The organism is Treponema sp. OMZ 838 (assembly GCF_000775995.1).
Taxonomy (GTDB): domain Bacteria; phylum Spirochaetota; class Spirochaetia; order Treponematales; family Treponemataceae; genus Treponema.
This window is the reverse complement of the sequence record NZ_CP009227.1, coordinates 661,634-679,171: the sequence shown is the minus strand read 5'-3', so window position 1 is coordinate 679,171 and position 17,538 is coordinate 661,634. Positions and strand designations below refer to the sequence as shown.

Sequence of the window (17,538 nt, the reverse complement as noted above, 5' to 3'; positions counted from 1 at the left end):
AAAACTTTATATATTTGTTGACTTTTTATGGCTATTCCCATAAAATAATCCTGATATTAGGTTTATTTATGAGTGTAAGTATAAAAAATACGGTTAGAAGATTTGATTATCTGCAAGAGGTGTTCCCTTTTATTGGTAAACCTTTTATAAAGGTATTATCGGGGGTTCGCCGATGCGGGAAGTCAAGCATTTTATCTTTGTTGCGTGATGAGCTTATTGCGCAAGGCGTCGAAGAGACATGTATTATTTTTATCAATTTTGAAAGTTTTGCCTTTTTCGCGCTTAAAACCGCCGAGAATTTATATCGATATATTGCCGAACGAGTTCAACCGAAACAACGTGTCTATTTGCTGTTTGATGAAATTCAAGAAGTTGCGGATTGGGAAAAGTGTATCAATTCTTGCCTTGTTGACTTTAATGCGGATATTTATATTACCGGTTCCAATGCGCGGCTTTTATCCTCGGAATTGGCGACCTATCTTGCCGGTCGCTATATTGAAATTCCGATATATACACTGTCATTTGCAGAATATTTGCAGTTTCAAAATCGGTATTTTCCACAGCGGGATATGACTCAGCGGGAATCTTTTACCGCGTACTTGCGGAAAGGCGGCTTCCCTGTTATCCATACAGCGGATTACGGAGAACAGGAGGCTTATAAAATTGTAGCAGACATTTACGCTTCGGTACTGCTCCGCGATACTATTCAACGCTTTAATATTCGTGATATTGAACTTCTTGAACGGGTAGTAAAATATACTTTTGACAATATCGGTAATAGCTTTTCCGGCAAAAATGTTGCCGACTATTTTAAAAATCAAAAACGTAAATTGGATGTAAATACAATATACAATTATTTGAATGCACTTGAAGCGGCGTTTGTTTTGTATCGTACGCATCGTTATGATATAAAAGGGAAGGAGCTGCTTAAAACACAAGAAAAGTTTTATTTAAGCGATGTCTCGCTTTTATATGCCGCTTTAGGATATACCGATCAGAAAATTTCCGGCATATTGGAAAATATTGTTTTTTTGGAATTAAAACGTAGGCGATATAATGTGTACATCGGTAAGTTCGGTGCAAAAGAGATTGATTTTATTGCAGAAAAACACGGAGCTAAGATTTATATTCAAGTTGCCTATAAATTGGAAAGTCAAGAGACCGTTAGTCGTGAGTTTTCCCCACTTTTGGAAATCCGCGATCAATATCCTAAATTTGTTGTAACAATGGATGAATTTTGGCAGGAAAATGTAGAGGGCGTGAAGCATTTTTACATCGCCGACTTTTTATTGAGCAAGGAATATTAATGGAAAAAAATTATTTTGTACACGAATCAAGTTACGTGGATGAAGGTGCTGAAATAGGCGAAGGAACAAAGGTTTGGCATTTTACCCATATTATGAGCGGTGCTAAAGTTGGTAAAAAATGCTCTATAGGGCAGAACGTCAACATCGGCGGTAAGGCGGTTATCGGCAACGGTGTGAAAATTCAAAACAATGTTTCGTTATACGATGATGTTATAATAGAAGATAATGTGTTTTGCGGACCATCCTGCGTATTTACCAACGTGATAAACCCTCGCGCCTTTATTGAACGCAAACATGAATACAAACAAACGATGATTAAAAAAGGTGCATCCATCGGTGCAAATGCAACAATCGTATGTGGTGTAACCGTCGGCGAATATGCTTTAATCGGCGCCGGGAGCGTGGTAACAAAGGATGTGCCGGCGTATGCGCTCGTTTACGGCAACCCTGCACGGGTGCACGGCAAGGTGAATGAGGCGGGAGAGAAGGCGTAGGGGGGATGAAAGGGGGCGTTTGATGTATGGGGAACGATGTTTGAAGAACATAAAACGGATGTAGTAACAATTAGAATCGAATTTGGTAAGCATAAGGATATAGTCGCTCTCCGCCTTAAAAACGGAGTCCATGTTATCTGCAAAAATTTATAGCTTTTTCTACTTCCGATGTTCAAAAGAATGATTTATGTTGCAAAGCGAAACAATAAAAGATTATATTATATGAATGTTCTGTTATTTACCCCCTTAAAAGGAGCGGTTATGATTTTAAAATTAAAATACTACATAAAGCAATTGTATTACTTAGTATGTAAAATAATTTTGTTATGGCTTCCATGTTGGAATAGTTTTTTATTTGTAATTCCTGAAGATTCTTCATTGCGTGAAAAGTTTAGTATAAAAAATTATACAGGTGATAACGTTTTATTTTTTTTGCAATATCTCTTGAAGTATCATGATACTGTTGATAGCTCGTTTAAAAAAATATATGTTAGTATATTGAATGATGTTACTTATAGAGATTGTTGTGAACTTCAAAAACAATTAAAATATATAGAATTGGTGCCGGTTATTTCACCTAAAATGCATAGATGTATTTTAAACTATATAAAATATTATTTTGCTTTTTTTAAATGTAGAATAATTATTACTCCTGATGTGATGTCTCCTCTTTTAATAAAAAAGAAATTTCAAATTGATATATGTTTGAATTATTATGCTGGGCCATTTAAATCTGATGTTGCTAAGCATAATGAAAAAACAAGAGTACAAACAAAAAAATATGTAGTTGCTTCTTCCGATTTTGCAGCTCGTATGGATATGTGTGCATCAAATGTGCCATATTTTGACTATAAAATATTAGGGTTTATCCGTCATGATAATATTGTAAATCCACGTTTTGATAAACCAACAATAAAAAAAATGATAGGAGTTGATGAGAAAATTAAAAATATTATTCTATATACTCCTACACATAGAGACGGTAAAATGGCAAAGCAACATCAGGCTATTATCGGTTGTGATAATTATACTAAATTAAATAATTTATTGAATGATAACTCGACTGTTTTGCTTGTTAAATCTCATGTTGGTATGTTGGATGATGTTTTAAATGGTGTGGATAGTTGTCCCAATATTATTATTTATCAATCATCTTCTGAATATACTTTATATGATATTTTACCCCACGCAGATTTGTTGATAACTGATTATACATCTACCTATTTTGATTTTTTGGTTACAGGTAAGCCTGTTATTTTTAATTTTTCCGACCGTGAAGAATATGAGAAAAATAGAGGATTGTCTTATAAACCGGCAGAGCTGTTTTGTGCAGGGAAAATTACTTATACCGAAGAAGAATTGTATGCCGCTATTGAGGATGAATTAAGCGGAGAAACGCATAAGAATGACAAGCATTATAATGATGTTAAAAATCTTTTTATTAAGTATACCGACGGAAAAACGTGTAAAAGAGTGTACGATTTTATTTGCAAAAAAATAGCAGAATGACTGATATATGTTAAAAAAATTATTACAATTTTCTGTCGGCTCTTTTGCTGCTGCTGCCGTATCATTCTTTACAACACCCATTGTTACGTATTTTATCATACCAGAGTATTTTGGTGTTGCAACTCTCTTTTCGACCGTCGCAGTTTTTCTTTTCCCTATAGTTAATTTCGGAACTGATCAGGCGTTTATGCGTTTTTTTTATGAGAAAAAAGGTGCCGATCGGTACGCATTGCTGTGGAGTTGTCTGTTTCCGTGTTTTTGTATTTTTATTTTTTTATGTGCAGGATTATTGATTTTTTCACATCGGGTATCTTTGTATTTTTTTGATAAAGATATTCCATATTTAGTGGTTTTGTTATGTGTCGATTTATTCTTTAGATTAATTCAGCGCTATTCAATTTTATCGATACGAATGCAGCAAAAAGCATTGTTGTTTTCTCTGCTGAATTTTTTTCTTTCCATAACCAATACCGCGACGATAATTGTTTATTCGTTGTTTTTTGAAAAATCATATCTTGCAATAATATACGGAGGAATAGTTTCCAACCTGGTAGTATCGGTTATTGCGATTCTTATTGAGCGTAAATTCTGGTTTTCAAAATTTAAAATTACAGGTGTCAATATAAAAGAAGTTTTACTTTATTCGGTGCCGCTTGTCGCAGCGCATTTCTTGTCCACCTTGTTTGACGGAATTGATAAATATTGTTTAAAGCAGTTTTCTACTTTCTATGAACTCGGCTTGTATAGTGTCAGTTTTAAAATTATAGCAGCTTTACGTCTTATACAGTCAGGGTTTTCTATGTATTGGACCCCAGCTGCTTTTGAACATTATGAAAAACATAAAGATGACACCTTTTTATATGAGACTGTTTTTGAAAATTTATTATTTTTTCTGGTAATTGCTGCGTTATTACTGATTATGTTTAAAGATATTATTGTACTTATTCTTAGCCGGCAGTATTCGGCTTCTGCACATATTATGCCTTTTTTAGTATTTTTACCTGTCATGTATACGATAACCGAAGTTTCTAATCTTGGAATATATTTTAAGAAAAAAATGATGTATGAAACATATACGTTTATTATTTTGGATTTGATTGCGGTCGGTTTAAATTTTGTTTTTCTTTCGAAATTCGGTGCAAAAGGCGCTGCCATGGTCATCTCTATTGTATATCTTTGCTATTTTTATGTCCGTACATTTTTTTCAATAAGATTGTATCCGATGAAATTTAAACTTGTAAAAGCAACTGTTTATTTTTTTATTTTATGGCTTGTTGCCTTTGTTAATACCTTTGTCGATTTTAAAGTTTTTGAAATTTTATCTGCAAGTGCTGCTTTAGTAATGATTTTGATTGTCGATAGAAGATTGTTAAAAATGTGGATTGAGAAATGTCTAACGTATATACATTCCGGATAGAGGGCTTATGAGTCGATAGATAAATTATCGGTGGATGAGATTACTTACTTATTATGAAGGAAGAGGATAAATATATGATTAAATTCCAACGCTGTAATAGATGTATTATGGATAATGTATCGGATGATAATATACGGTTTGATCAAGACGGTAATTGCAATTATTGTACTGCTGCGCTTGCAGTAAAACCGTATCGATATTTTCCCAATAAAGAAGGGAAAATGAAGCTTCAACAATTATTAACTGTCTTAAAAAATGAAGGTAAAGATAAAGAATTCGACTGCATTATGGGTATATCCGGTGGTCTTGATTCTGCATATCTTGCTTATTTAGGGGCAGCTAAGTGGGGCTTGCGTATTCTTGCTGTGCATATTGATGATGGGTTTGATACTGAGCTAGCAAAAAAAAACGTTAAAGATCTTGTAGAAAAAGCAAATATCACTCTTGTTACTATTAAGCCTGATGAAGAACAATTTTTAGATTTAAATCGAGCTTTTTTCTATGCAGAAGTTCCTAATTTGGCAATTCCGCAAGATAATGTGTTATTCGCTGCTCTTTATGATTTTGCGCGGAAAAAGAAAATAAAATATTTTTTATCGGGGCAAAATTTTTCGCTGGAATCCATTTTACAGTCGGGGAATACTCATTCGGCGTATGATTTTGTTCATATTAAGGCTATCCACAAATTATTTGGAACCAAACCGATGAATAAATTACCGTTAATTTCTTGGCAGCGCCGTATGATCGATAACCGGATATTGCATTTAAAGACAATTACTCCCCTTGATTATATAGATTATAATAAAGCGCGAGCTATTAAAGAATTGCATGATTTTTCCGGTTTCACGTATTATGAAGCAAAACATCTTGAGAACATATTGACAAAAGTTATTCAGCTGGTTTGGTTTAAAGAAAAATTTAAAGTAGATAAGCGCACATCTCATTTATCAAGCCTAATTATTTCCGAACAATTGACTCGTGATGAAGCCTTACGATTATATGAGCAACCTGCTTATGATAAAGATAAGATGGAAAAAGATATTGCGTTTGTATTGGATAAATTACAGATTTCGCGAGAAGAGTTCGATAGGATTTTGAAAAATCCACCTAAACAGCATGCAGATTATAAGACCTCTTATTTCTTAGATGTTTGGACAAACCCTAGTAAATTGATTTTATTAAAGAAGTTGAAACGTTTTTTACGAAAATTTTTTTCCTCAAAGTAGAAAAATTTTATGCATATTCTTACAATTATCGGTGCCCGTCCGCAATTTGTCAAAGCGGCAGTATTAAGTCGTTATATTAAAAGCAATCCTAATCTTGGTGTAACGGAAACAATTGCTCATACCGGTCAGCACTATGATCAAAATATGAGCGATATATTTTTTACCGAGATGGATATTCCGCAACCTGATTATAATTTGCATATCGGTTCCGGTTCTCACGGTAAAATGACCGGTCTTATGCTTGAGAAGCTTGAAGAATTGCTGTTAGAGTTAAAGCCTGATTCTGTGCTTGTATACGGCGATACGAATTCTACGTTGGCTGGAGCCCTAGCTGCAAGCAAGCTTCGTATTCCGGTAGCTCATGTTGAAGCTGGATTGCGTTCCTATATGATGGCAATGCCGGAAGAACAAAATCGTCGTCTTACTGACCATCTTTCAACATGGCTTTTTTGCCCGACGGAGACGGCTATAGGAAACCTCAAGAAAGAGGGAATTATGTCTAAGGATGGTGCACCTTCGCCAGATAATAAGCTTGTTTGTAAAACCGGTGATATTATGTATGACGCTTCACTTTATTACCGTCAGAAAAAGATTTCATTACAAACGCCTGACAATTTTATTCTGCTAACTATTCATAGGGCAGAAAATACCGATGATCCGGTACGGTTAAAAAACATTGTAGATGCCGTCAATTCGCTTTCGGAACGGCTCTTTATTTTTCCTGTGCATCCTCGTACAAAGAAAATACTAGCGGAGCATGGATTGCAATTTGGCAAGCATGTTATACTGATAGAACCTGTTGGTTATTTAGAAATGCTTAAATACGAAGAAGCTTGTTCTGCAGTACTGACAGATTCAGGAGGGGTTCAAAAAGAAGCTTTTTTCTTTCAAAAGCCGTGTATCACCATGCGTGATACTACCGAGTGGGTCGAGCTTGTTTCTTCCGGCTGGAATACGCTGACCGGTGCCGATGCGGGAAAAATCGTAGCGGCGATTCGGAATGTTCACACTCCAAAGGACTATCCACAACTTTATGGTGACGGACATACTGCAGAACAAATTGTAGAAGCTTTACGCTGATAATATGGGTAGATAGTATAAGAATACAGAGTTTATAGGAGATATATTATGTCAAACTTTGAAACAATCATAAAAAAAATTGAAAATAATACTGAAGTTGTCGGAATTATAGGACTTGGGTATGTTGGTTTGCCGCTTGCTGTGTCTTTTGCAAAAAAAGATGTACTGGTTTTAGGTTTTGAAAAAAGTCCTAAAAAAGTAGAAGCAGTGAATGCCGGAAAAAATTACATCGGTGATATAAAAGATGAAGATTTAAGCCGCGTAGTAAAAGACACAAAAAAACTTTCTGCAACAACCGATTTTTCCCGCATTAAAGAATGTGATGCGGTTATTATCTGTGTGCCAACACCGCTCGACCATTTTAAAAAGCCCGATATGAAGTTTATTGAACAATCTTGTATCGATATCGGTAAAAATATGAAAGCAGGTACTTTTATTTCGCTTGAAAGCACTACCTATCCGACGACAACTGAAGATTTTATGAAGCCAATTATAGAAAGGGAATCGGGATTGAAAGAAGGAAAAGATTTTTGGCTTTGTTTTAGCCCCGAACGGGTTGATCCGGGCAATAAAGATTATAAGACCGATAATACTCCGAAAGTAGTCGGTGCTTTAGGTGAAGATGCGCAGAAAATAGCTATTGCGCTCTACAGCAAAGCAATTCAACATCTCTATCCTGTATCAAGCCCCCGTGTAGCCGAAATGGTAAAAATATTGGAAAATACCTATCGGCTTATCAATATTTCGCTCATCAATGAACTGGCTCTTTTGGCTGGTAAAATGGATATCAATATTTGGGAAGTCATCGATGCCGCAAAGTCCAAGCCCTATGGTTTCCAAGCCTTTTATCCCGGTCCTGGAATCGGCGGTCACTGTATTCCGCTTGATCCGTTCTACCTTGAACATATAGCAAAAGGGTTTAACTTCGATCTAACGATGATAAATACTGCCGGTAATATTAATAATCAAATGCCGCATAAAATGATGAATAAGATTATGTATGCTCTTAATCGTAAACAAAAAGCAATGAACGGGGCAACGATTTTATTTCTTGGTGTTGCCTATAAGCCGGATATCGATGATCCGCGCGAAAGTCCTGCCTTGCTTGTTATGGAAGAATGTGCTAAAAAGCGGGCGAATGTTCTGTATCATGATCCGTATATTCCCGAATGCATTGACGATCATGGGAAACAATGGGTTGGTACCGATCTAACTGATGAATTATTGTCTAAGGTAGACTGTGTTGTATTTACAACGAATCATTCATGTTTTGATATTGAACACATTGTAGAGAAATCAAGTTTGATAGTCGATTTACGCAATGCGGTAAAAACTGTCCACATTGAAGATGGAAAGGTATTTAAACTGTAATGAAAGAAAAAATTTTAGTTATGTTGAGTACTCATGTGTTGGGAGATAATCGAATAACAAAATACCAGGATTTTTTTCTAGAACATGGTGTATGTAAAGTATTAAATATACATTTTTTAAATAAAACCTACAAAAATACAGATAAAGAGATAGTATTTTCAATTAGTGGAAATAAATTAAGAAAACGGATGGATATTTTATGTCGGCGAGGTAAGATAATTAATGATCTTGGAAAGTTGATACCAGAAGACATTGAGCCTATCTTTATGATTCATGATCCAATTTTATTGATTCTTGTCGCAAAACTTAAATTGAAATGGGGAAAAGCGATAAAAGTTATTTATGATCGTCATGAATATTATGAAACACTAAAAACACTCCGAATTTTTCCTGAATTTTTTTTATATGAAAAACTTTTTATCAATTCTATTGATTTTTTAATATGCGTGAATAAAGAACATAGATTGAAAACTTGTTCTATATTTAGAAAAATTGATATAAACAATTCCTGTATAGTTCATAATTATCCTACTTCAGGAGCCTATATTTCTGCATCTGATTTGCTGGAGCTAAAAGGCCAGATTCCTTTCATTTCTTATGTTGGATCTTTGAATTGGCATGCTGACAGAGATGTTGAACTCATGATTGATTGTGTCAAAGCGCTTGAAGCCGCAAATATAAAATATGCTTGTGTATTTGCGGGGACTACATCCGATGACAGACTTATAAAAATACTACGTACTTTGCAGGAGTCGACTAACAATCGATTCCAATATTTAGGAACTGTTTCACGTGATGTTGCAGTCAAAGTGACTGCTAAGTCCCATATTGGCTTTTATTTTTTTAATAATTCATGTATCCTCCCTTGTTCTCCAAATAAAATTTTTGAATATATTTATTATGGAGTCATACCGTTTGCCCGATATACTCCTTCAGATGATTTAACGATGTATAATGGAAATATCTATGATTTCACTATTGATAGGAATCAAATTATTCAAGATTTTGTTAGCTTAGTGTCAGATAGAGAACTGGTAAATAAAAAAGTTAATCATATAATAAAACAAGGCTGTCCATTTTTATGGGAAAATGATATGGAAATTTTACAAGCATTTTTAGCTAAATAGTTTGAATAATTAGATTGATATATTAATAATGAATTGACGGGTTTAAATAGATAGTATGCTATTCTATGGTTTTTTCTTAATAGGATTACTTTTTTTCTTTTTATTTTCACGAGTTGATAAGAAAATATTAAAATTATCTGTCTTATGTTTAGGTGTACTATTAGTTGTGATTGCAGGCTTCCGATATGGAATAGGAACCGATTATTATACGTATGAATATATATATAATAATATAGAGAACACCTCGTATATAGAACCTGGTTATAGATATGTAAATATTGTATTGAAATATCTTGGCTGTTCGTATGAACTAAGTGTTTTATTCTTTGCGCTGATCACTAATTTACTGTTACTATATTTTATAAAACAATATTCAATCGATTTTGTGTTTTCAGTTGTTTTATATGTTGCTTTTAACTACTATTTTATATCGTTTAATGCTGTTCGGCAAATGCTTGGTATTGCTATTTTTTTTATAGGTATTCAATTTGCGCTGAGAAAAAAATATGTACGCTTTTTTTTTATAACTGCTTTTGCGGCACTGTTTCATTATAGTGTATTTATTGGCGTATTATATCCAATATTTCAAATCAATAAAAAAAGAATGTATATAATGATATGGCTTGCTTCTATTCCCTTTATTATTTTACCAATTCAAGGTGTTGTCACAAAATTAATACCAGCATCATTTCATTACGCTAGCTATTTTACTTCTTCTTTTTTTACCGAAACATCTAGCGCTGCTGTTTTTAAACTTATTGTTCCTAATGTATTCGTTGTATTAGCCTTTTATTATATCTCGGCTTTTAATAACGCGACAGAAAAATTTTGGCTGCACTTATTTGTTTTTTCGACCGCATTTGCAAATATTGCACACGGTGTTAATGTTTTGATAAGATTGAATTATGTTTTTCAGATTACTGAAATAATATTTTATCCTCTGTTTATTTATAAAGTTCAAAAAATTGAAAAGCCGGTTGTAACATGGTTATTCTTTGGATATTTTGTTTTATTTTATGTTTTTACTGTTGTGATACAAGGAGCTCAAGGCGTAGTTCCTTATCGATCAATTTTTTTTGTCTGAGGTCGTTGTGAATATGCATAATGTTTTATTGTCAATTGTGATACCTGCATTTAATGCTGCAAAGTTTCTTGACGCAACTTTGACTATGCTAGTTGAACAGAATCTTGAGGACTGTGAAGTTATTATTATAAATGATGGCTCTACTGATAATACTGAATTTATTTGTAAAGAATTTGTGAGCAAATATACAGGAATCTCATATATTACTCAAAATAACGAAGGCGTTTCTGTTGCCAGAAATAGGGGGATGGGATTAGCTAAAGGTCAATATATCTATTTTCTAGATTCTGATGATATCCTTACAGAAGGAACCCTTTCTTTTTTTAAACATATTATTTTACAACATCCGACTACAAAAATGTTCTCATTTGGGTATATAATGAAAAGAGGAGATGTTCTTGTTAAAAAATATATTTCTAATGAGTTTGATGATGTTCTGCTTACACCTGTGATATTACAGGAAAGTTTTTTTTCGAAAAAACTTTCCTGTAATATATGCAGTTGTATATATGACAGGTTTTTTTTGGAAAGCCATGCGATCTCATTTACTAAAGGTGTCAAAATCGGTGAGGATGTGGAATTTATTATAAAAACTATAAATAAGACAGATTCATTTTATTATTCGAAAAGAATCTGTTTTATATATCAATTACGCGATAATTCTGCTATGCAGGGATATAAAATATATACGCCGGATCGTATGAAATCTTTTGAAATTATTCGGAATGCTGTTCTTTCTACTAGTATTGCTGATAATAAGCTTACCCCTCTGTTAAATTTTTTTATTGCAAATCTGTATGTTTCTAATCTTGTTGCATATTTGTTTAGTTCCGGAGATAAAAATAGTGAGATTGAAACATTTTTTCTTTTAAATAAAAAATATATATATTATCCTGTGCAAGGGAGAATTTTAAATTTAATTGCTATTTATCTTGTGCGGTGTGTTCCATTAAAACTTTTGTTTAAAGTTTTTAAATATTCTTAGTATTTTTGATAGGATTATTAGTTATGTTCTTATCTGTTTTAATGTCCGTTTATTATAAAGAAAAAACGCAGTATCTTGATGAATGTATGAAAAGTTTATCTATGCAGACTCGTCCAGCAGAAGAGATTGTATGTGTGAAAGACGGGAGTCTTACGCCTGAGTTGGATGCCATTTTAGAAAAATGGAAAGAAAGATTGCCACTTAAAATTATCGGATATGAGCAAAATAAAGGACTTGCATATGCTTTAAACTTTGGACTGCAACACTGTGCCGGTGAGTTGATTGCTAGAATGGACTCAGATGATATAGCTTGCACTGATAGGTTTTATCGACAGATGATTTTCATGGGAAAAAATCCGAATGTTGTGCTGTCTTCAGGGTATGTTAAAGAATTTTATGATGATCCTAATGAGAATGGCCGCATTAAAAAGTACCTACCGGTTATACAAATATAAGGCGCTATGCTCATTTCCGTAATCCATTTAATCATATGGCTGTTTGTTTCAGAAAGAAAATAGTCATTGGTCTGCAAGGATATGCAGATATTCATTTTTTTGAAGATTATGATTTATGGATTCGTATTCTGCAACATGGATATGCTGTAGATAATATTCCGGAAGTACTTGTATATGCAAGGATTGGTAATGATATGATAGGGCGGCGGCATGGATTGTACTATGCAAGGGATGAGCTGCTTTTTCTAAAAAAACATTTAAATAGTGGTTTCTTTTCAAAATGTGAGTATTTGAAATTACTTGTTGTTAGAGTTTTCCCTAGAGTGTTGCCGAAAAAAATCTTTACATATATTTATAAAATATTACGTAAATAAAATATGAGCAATGTTTTATTTATGGGAGAGGTTAATAATGATTATAGCAATAATAGGCGGTTCCGGCTTTATCGGAACAAGATTGGCTCGGCGGCTCTTAGCTGGCGGACATACAATTAAAATACTTGATAAGCAGGATAGCAAGTATTATCCTGAATTGCAGACTTTTGCAGATGTTAGAGATATTGATTCCCTAAAGCAAGGGTTAAACTCCAATATCGAGTGTGTCATCAATTTGGCGGCTGAACATCGCGATGATGTTCAGCCTAAAAGTTTATATGATGAAGTCAATGTTGATGGTGCCGAAAATGTATGTAAAGTGTGTTCGGAACATGGTATCAAAAAAATTATCTTTACAAGTTCTGTTGCCGTATATGGTTTTGCGCCTTTAAATACAAATGAGACGGGGGAGATAAATTATTTTAATGATTACGGAAGAACAAAATGGTTGGCGGAGGGAAAGTATCGTGCATGGTTGAATTCCGATACGAATAATTCGCTTACGATTATTCGCCCTACTGTTGTTTTTGGTGAACAGAACAGAGGCAATGTATATAATCTTCTACGGCAAATTAGTTCCGGTTTTTTTCCCTTTATCGGTGATGGAAATAACAGAAAATCTATGGCGTATGTTGAAAATATTGCTGCTTTTATTGAATTTTCTCTTGCTAATGCTTCCGGGGAACACTTATTTAACTATATAGATAAGCCGGATTTTAATATGAATACTCTTACCAAAGAGGTGTATAGTATACTGGGGAAGTCGCATCATAAAATTTTTCATTGGCCGTATTGGTTAGGGTATTTTGGGGGACTTTGTTTTGATCTTCTTGCCAAAATAACCGGAAAGAAATTAGCAATTAGTTCTATCCGGGTAAAAAAATTTTGTGCAAATACGCTTTTTGATTCAATTAGTATTCAAAAGACTGGTTTTAAACCTCCGGTTTCATTGAAAGATGGTTTATATAATACGGTTAAATACGAATTTATTGATAAGGTTCAAGGACATTATTTTTATAGTGAATAACTTCAATACCCCCGTAACTAACGTCATTCAAAAAAGGACTAAGGAGATCGTAGTGGAACATGATATAAATAACGATAGTGATGAAATATCTTTGCTGGATTTAGCCGTTGTATTGTGGCGATGGAAATGGCTGATTATTGGTTTAACCTGCATGATTTCGGTGGCTGTTTTTACCTATGTTCTTATTGGTAAAAAAATGGAGCCGGAAAAATCCTTTATGCCGGATGTATATACAAGCATAGCCTTTATGCGAATAGAAAACAACAGTAGTGCTTCCGGTGGTGCTTTAGCTTCTTTCTTACAACAAAGTAATTTAGGCAATTTAGCGGGGTTGGGGGGCAGCAGTGGAAATACTACACAGCAGTTGGCGCTCTATATTGCCGGCAGTAATGCGTTCCTCGATACTATTGCCCAAGAATTGCATATTGCCGAAAAATATAAAGTTAACAAGTTCATCAAAACCGAAACTCGGAAGATCGTAAAAGGTTTACTCAAGGCAAAACTGGACGATAAAAGCAGAATATTCTCATTAGCTGCTACCCACATCGATCCTGAGTTTGCACAACAAGCGGTCTTGGCTGCTGTTGACTATTATGAAAAACGCTTCACAGAGCTGGGACTTGATACAAAAGTGCGCACGAAAGAGAATTTAGAGAAAAGTTTGAAGCAATCATTTGATGAAATAAAACGTTTAGAGCAGAAAGCCGGCGATTTGGAAAATAAAATAGCTCAATCGGGTGGTATGCGAGGTTCGGCTCTTGCAATAGAACAAATTAAGCGTGAAATTTCTGTTCAAGAAAGAGTATACGGGCAGTTAAAAGCTCAATATGAACTTTTGAAAATAGAAATTGAGGCTGAAACTCCGGTTTTTCAAATATTGGATATGCCTGAAGTACCTGAAAAAAAATCTGGTCCGTCGCGAGCAAAAATATGCATCATTGCCTTTGCCGCAGGCCTCTTCTTATCAATCTTTCTTGCTTTCCTTTTGAATGCTGTGCAGGAGATATATCGCGACCCTAAAGTGCAGACAAAGTTCTTACGGAAAAAGGACAAGCATCATGAAGCATAAGCTATTTCTAACGATAATTCTATTCTTTACAGCTACCGTATCCTTATTGTGCGCAGCTTCAAATTCTGATGCAGAAGTAGAGGCAAAACGACTTGCTCAACAAGCAATGGCGAATCCCGATTATCGGGTTTTGCCGGGGGATATATATCAACTTGGATATACGATTGGGCAAACGCCTGTGAGTTATCAGATTGTTGTGGATTCAAGCGGCATTATCCGTGTTTCTAATTTAGGTTCGGTAAATACAAACGGCAAGACCTTTATAACTGTTAAAAAGCAGGTTGAAACACTTGTTTCACAAAACTATCCGCTCAGTGTTGTTCAGTTTGTACTTACTGCTCCCAGTACTTTTACTGTAACGGTGAGGGGAGAAGTGAGTAAAACAACAGAAGTAAAAGCATGGGGGCTGATGCGGGCATCTCAAGCTATTACCGGCTTATTAACGGATTTTGCTTCAAGTCGTTATCTCTCTATTACGGGACGTTCAGGAAAAACAATTGAGTATGATCTTTTCCAGGCAATACGATTTGGCGATCTTTCCCAAGACCCATATTTATCACCCGGTGATGTTATTACGATTCCGCGTATAAAGCGGCGTGTTACTCTTTCCGGAGCTGTCGAGCGTCCCGGAACGTATGAATTGGCTGAAACAGAAACAATTACCGATCTTATTACCGTTTACGGCAGTGGATATACCGCCGGAGCCAATAGAACACAGGTTAAAATAACCCGTACAACAAACACAGAAGACGGAAGTACAAAGTTTGATTCTTTTTTTGTTGCGCTCAGTGAGCAATCAGGTGGAAGTGAACCTCTACGGCATTTAGACAAAGTATATATTGATACTCAAAAAACGCTTCGTCCGTTTGTGTATCTTGACATTCCGCTCGATGTTGAAACTCGACGTACAATTTTAGCAGATGGTCAAAAAAGTAATACAATTGGTATTCCTTCAAGCCAAACTGATGCAAGTACAATAAATAAAGATGGTGATCTTAAAATTGTTGCTACGACTATTCCTATTCCTTTTAATGAAGGTGACGATCTTATTTCAATCGTTCGCGAGCGGTTGCCGATATTCACTAAACCGTGGGTTGATGTTACAGGAGCATATATCTTTCGGCAAGGAAAACAGATACCGATAAATTTAAGTCCGCTGTTATTCGATCAATCCTATCATGCAGTTATTCCAATTGAGGCAGAAGACCGGCTGATTGTTCCGGAGATTAAACAAACCGTAACAGTGAACGGTGCTGTAACAAGTCCTGGCGCATATCCGTATACCCCCGGCCGTAAAGTTGACTTTTATATTGCGTTAGCGGGAGGTTTTGACTATCAGCGGAATTCCGGCGGAGCTGTCGTGATTAGAGATGTGTATGGTAAAAAACTTGACAAGGATGCGATTATCGGGCCGAATACGATTATTACGGCAAAAAGCAATGCCTTTATGTATAATTTCAATATCTATGTACCGCTGATTACGGTAACAGCAACGATTTTAACGATAATTACTTCTATCATTACCCTAACGAGGCGATAAATTTTTTATTATTTCTTTAGAGTGTTTCATCTTTTTTGAGGCAGCCGCATTAAACATATCCCGTGCGGTTGCCCGGATTTCTATTATCCCTCCTCTTTAAAAATCCCACAAAATAGTATATGCTTTCTTCATGAACAATGCAAAAACCGACGGAGATTTTCTCTTTGCGCTTGATTATATATTGAATAAAGCGAATCTACGCGAGATTGACGCATTTGCCGCAGCGGTTGAACGCCGGCAAGGTCAGCTTCAGGGAGCGATAAACGGCAGCATCCCATTTACTCCGGAAGAAGCAGCCAAGAAAATGTCGGAATCGATCTACGCTTCTATTGATGCGAGTATGGATGGTGTCCGGCATACTTTTCGGGATTATGCCGCCGATATCTTGCAAAAAGAAGCACCGGAACTTTCTAAGGAACAGATTGCCGGTCTGGTCGATTCATGGATTCCGCAATCGAGCGGGACAGGCGGTAAAAACCGCCGTGCTTCCTTGGTAAAGAACGGTTCGGTGCAGGGTATTCCTGCCGATCTTTTGTACGAAATGGTTATACAGTTTGTTTCCTATAGTTTGGGAGAAATGCCGGTTGAAACACAGCGCAACCTTACTGCTGCAATGCATGATTGGACGGGCTCTTATTGGCGGCGCTTCCCGACCGGAATAAAACAAGAAATAAAAGCTTTTTTGAACGGAGAGACAACATCCGGTGAGTTTCAAGGTCATCTACGTGATATGTTAAGGTTAGCATAAGGAGATTTACATGCAGGAAAACGAGCAGCCGTTCGAGGCGTGGACCGGATATTATAAAATAGAATATCTTGATGAAGAACCAAAAGTGACGGAAAAAGAGCTCTTTGATACGGTATTTGCCAAGTTGGAAAAAATACAAAAGCAAGCGATACTGGAAAAAATTAAAAGATCAGAAGCTCTGCTTATAAGTATGGAAGAGGAATTGGATATATTTTTAGCACAAAGGTAATAAGCGTCTGTGTTTTAAGTTTTTTTCTCATAGGGTAAGCAATAGCGTATAGCAGATGTCCAGATTTCAATTCGAAGGAAGATATATGACTTTTATCTATTATCCTAAATGCACGACATGCATGAAAGCAAAAAAAATGGCTTGATGATCATCATATTGATTATATTGAACGACACATCAAAGAAGAAAATCCGTCTGCAATTGAATTACAGACCTGGCATCGGCAGAGTGGAGTACCGCTGAAAAAATTTTTTAACACAAGCGGATTACTGTATAAAAGTTTACAACTTAAAGATAAACTTCCCAGTATGACCGATGATGAAATGTATAGTATCTTGGCATCGGACGGTATGCTTGTAAAAAGACCGCTTATTATTACGCAAAATAAAATTCTTATCGGCTTTAAAGAAAAAGAATGGGAAGAAAGTTTGTTATAAGAAGATGTGTTATTAATTTTTGTGACAAAGCAAATGTATGGAGAAATATTGTCTTTTAG

17 protein-coding genes and 1 pseudogene are annotated in these 17,538 nt (G+C 35.2%); all 18 read left to right on the top strand.

The window, feature by feature from the left end; all coding sequences use genetic code 11:
* The first annotated feature begins 68 nt into the window (after window positions 1–68).
* The 18 genes and pseudogenes from QI63_RS03020 (at window position 69) to QI63_RS02940 (ending at window position 17,479) form a co-directional block, all read left to right on the top strand.
* A complete protein-coding gene (locus tag QI63_RS03020) occupies window positions 69–1,307 on the top strand; it encodes an ATP-binding protein (RefSeq protein ID WP_044013767.1) in 1,239 nt (412 codons plus the stop codon).
* Complete coding sequence (locus QI63_RS03015; protein ID WP_044013764.1) at window positions 1,307–1,801, top strand: acyltransferase; 495 nt, start codon at window positions 1,307–1,309, stop codon at window positions 1,799–1,801. The genes QI63_RS03020 and QI63_RS03015 overlap by 1 nt, the downstream gene beginning before the upstream one ends.
* A 261-nt stretch (window positions 1,802–2,062) precedes the next feature.
* Complete coding sequence (locus QI63_RS03010) at window positions 2,063–3,310, top strand: CDP-glycerol glycerophosphotransferase family protein (protein ID WP_044013762.1); 1,248 nt, start codon at window positions 2,063–2,065, stop codon at window positions 3,308–3,310.
* Window positions 3,311–3,317: 7 nt separating this feature from the next.
* A complete protein-coding gene (locus tag QI63_RS03005; protein WP_044013760.1) occupies window positions 3,318–4,727 on the top strand; it encodes a lipopolysaccharide biosynthesis protein in 1,410 nt (469 codons plus the stop codon).
* A 53-nt stretch (window positions 4,728–4,780) separates the two neighbouring features.
* Window positions 4,781–5,953, top strand: a complete 1,173-nt coding sequence (locus QI63_RS03000) for an N-acetyl sugar amidotransferase (RefSeq protein WP_052185461.1) — start codon at window positions 4,781–4,783, stop codon at window positions 5,951–5,953.
* A 9-nt stretch (window positions 5,954–5,962) separates the two neighbouring features.
* Window positions 5,963–7,033: a non-hydrolyzing UDP-N-acetylglucosamine 2-epimerase gene (wecB, locus tag QI63_RS02995; protein ID WP_044013758.1), complete on the top strand. Its 1,071-nt coding sequence runs from the start codon at window positions 5,963–5,965 to the stop codon at window positions 7,031–7,033.
* A gap of 48 nt (window positions 7,034–7,081) precedes the next feature.
* Window positions 7,082–8,404: a nucleotide sugar dehydrogenase gene (locus QI63_RS02990; protein ID WP_044013756.1), complete on the top strand. Its 1,323-nt coding sequence runs from the start codon at window positions 7,082–7,084 to the stop codon at window positions 8,402–8,404.
* On the top strand, window positions 8,404–9,531 hold the full coding sequence (locus QI63_RS02985) for a glycosyltransferase family protein (RefSeq protein ID WP_044013754.1): 1,128 nt from the start codon (window positions 8,404–8,406) through the stop codon (window positions 9,529–9,531). The genes QI63_RS02990 and QI63_RS02985 overlap by 1 nt, the downstream gene beginning before the upstream one ends.
* Before the next feature lie 55 nt (window positions 9,532–9,586).
* Window positions 9,587–10,615 (top strand): EpsG family protein, encoded by a 1,029-nt coding sequence (locus tag QI63_RS02980; protein ID WP_081984385.1) that lies wholly within the window; start codon window positions 9,587–9,589, stop codon window positions 10,613–10,615.
* 13 nt (window positions 10,616–10,628) lie between these two features.
* Window positions 10,629–11,600, top strand: coding sequence for a glycosyltransferase family 2 protein (locus tag QI63_RS02975; RefSeq protein WP_044016963.1), 972 nt, complete (start codon window positions 10,629–10,631; stop codon window positions 11,598–11,600).
* 5 nt (window positions 11,601–11,605) lie between these two features.
* A complete protein-coding gene (locus QI63_RS12555) occupies window positions 11,606–12,055 on the top strand; it encodes a glycosyltransferase (protein ID WP_215904701.1) in 450 nt (149 codons plus the stop codon).
* 35 nt (window positions 12,056–12,090) lie between these two features.
* Window positions 12,091–12,429, top strand: coding sequence for a glycosyltransferase family 2 protein (locus tag QI63_RS12550; protein ID WP_081984383.1), 339 nt, complete (start codon window positions 12,091–12,093; stop codon window positions 12,427–12,429).
* Between the two features lie 37 nt (window positions 12,430–12,466).
* Window positions 12,467–13,456: an NAD-dependent epimerase/dehydratase family protein gene (locus tag QI63_RS02965; RefSeq protein WP_044013750.1), complete on the top strand. Its 990-nt coding sequence runs from the start codon at window positions 12,467–12,469 to the stop codon at window positions 13,454–13,456.
* Between the two features lie 52 nt (window positions 13,457–13,508).
* Window positions 13,509–14,525: a GNVR domain-containing protein gene (locus QI63_RS02960; protein ID WP_044013747.1), complete on the top strand. Its 1,017-nt coding sequence runs from the start codon at window positions 13,509–13,511 to the stop codon at window positions 14,523–14,525.
* Complete coding sequence (locus QI63_RS02955) at window positions 14,515–16,065, top strand: SLBB domain-containing protein (protein ID WP_044013745.1); 1,551 nt, start codon at window positions 14,515–14,517, stop codon at window positions 16,063–16,065. The genes QI63_RS02960 and QI63_RS02955 overlap by 11 nt, the downstream gene beginning before the upstream one ends.
* 130 nt (window positions 16,066–16,195) lie before the next feature.
* Window positions 16,196–16,813, top strand: coding sequence for a hypothetical protein (locus QI63_RS02950; protein ID WP_044013743.1), 618 nt, complete (start codon window positions 16,196–16,198; stop codon window positions 16,811–16,813).
* A gap of 10 nt (window positions 16,814–16,823) precedes the next feature.
* On the top strand, window positions 16,824–17,042 hold the full coding sequence (locus tag QI63_RS02945) for a hypothetical protein (protein WP_044013740.1): 219 nt from the start codon (window positions 16,824–16,826) through the stop codon (window positions 17,040–17,042).
* An 85-nt stretch (window positions 17,043–17,127) separates the two neighbouring features.
* Window positions 17,128–17,479: pseudogene (locus QI63_RS02940) on the top strand (arsenate reductase family protein).
* Window positions 17,480–17,538 lie beyond the last annotated feature (59 nt).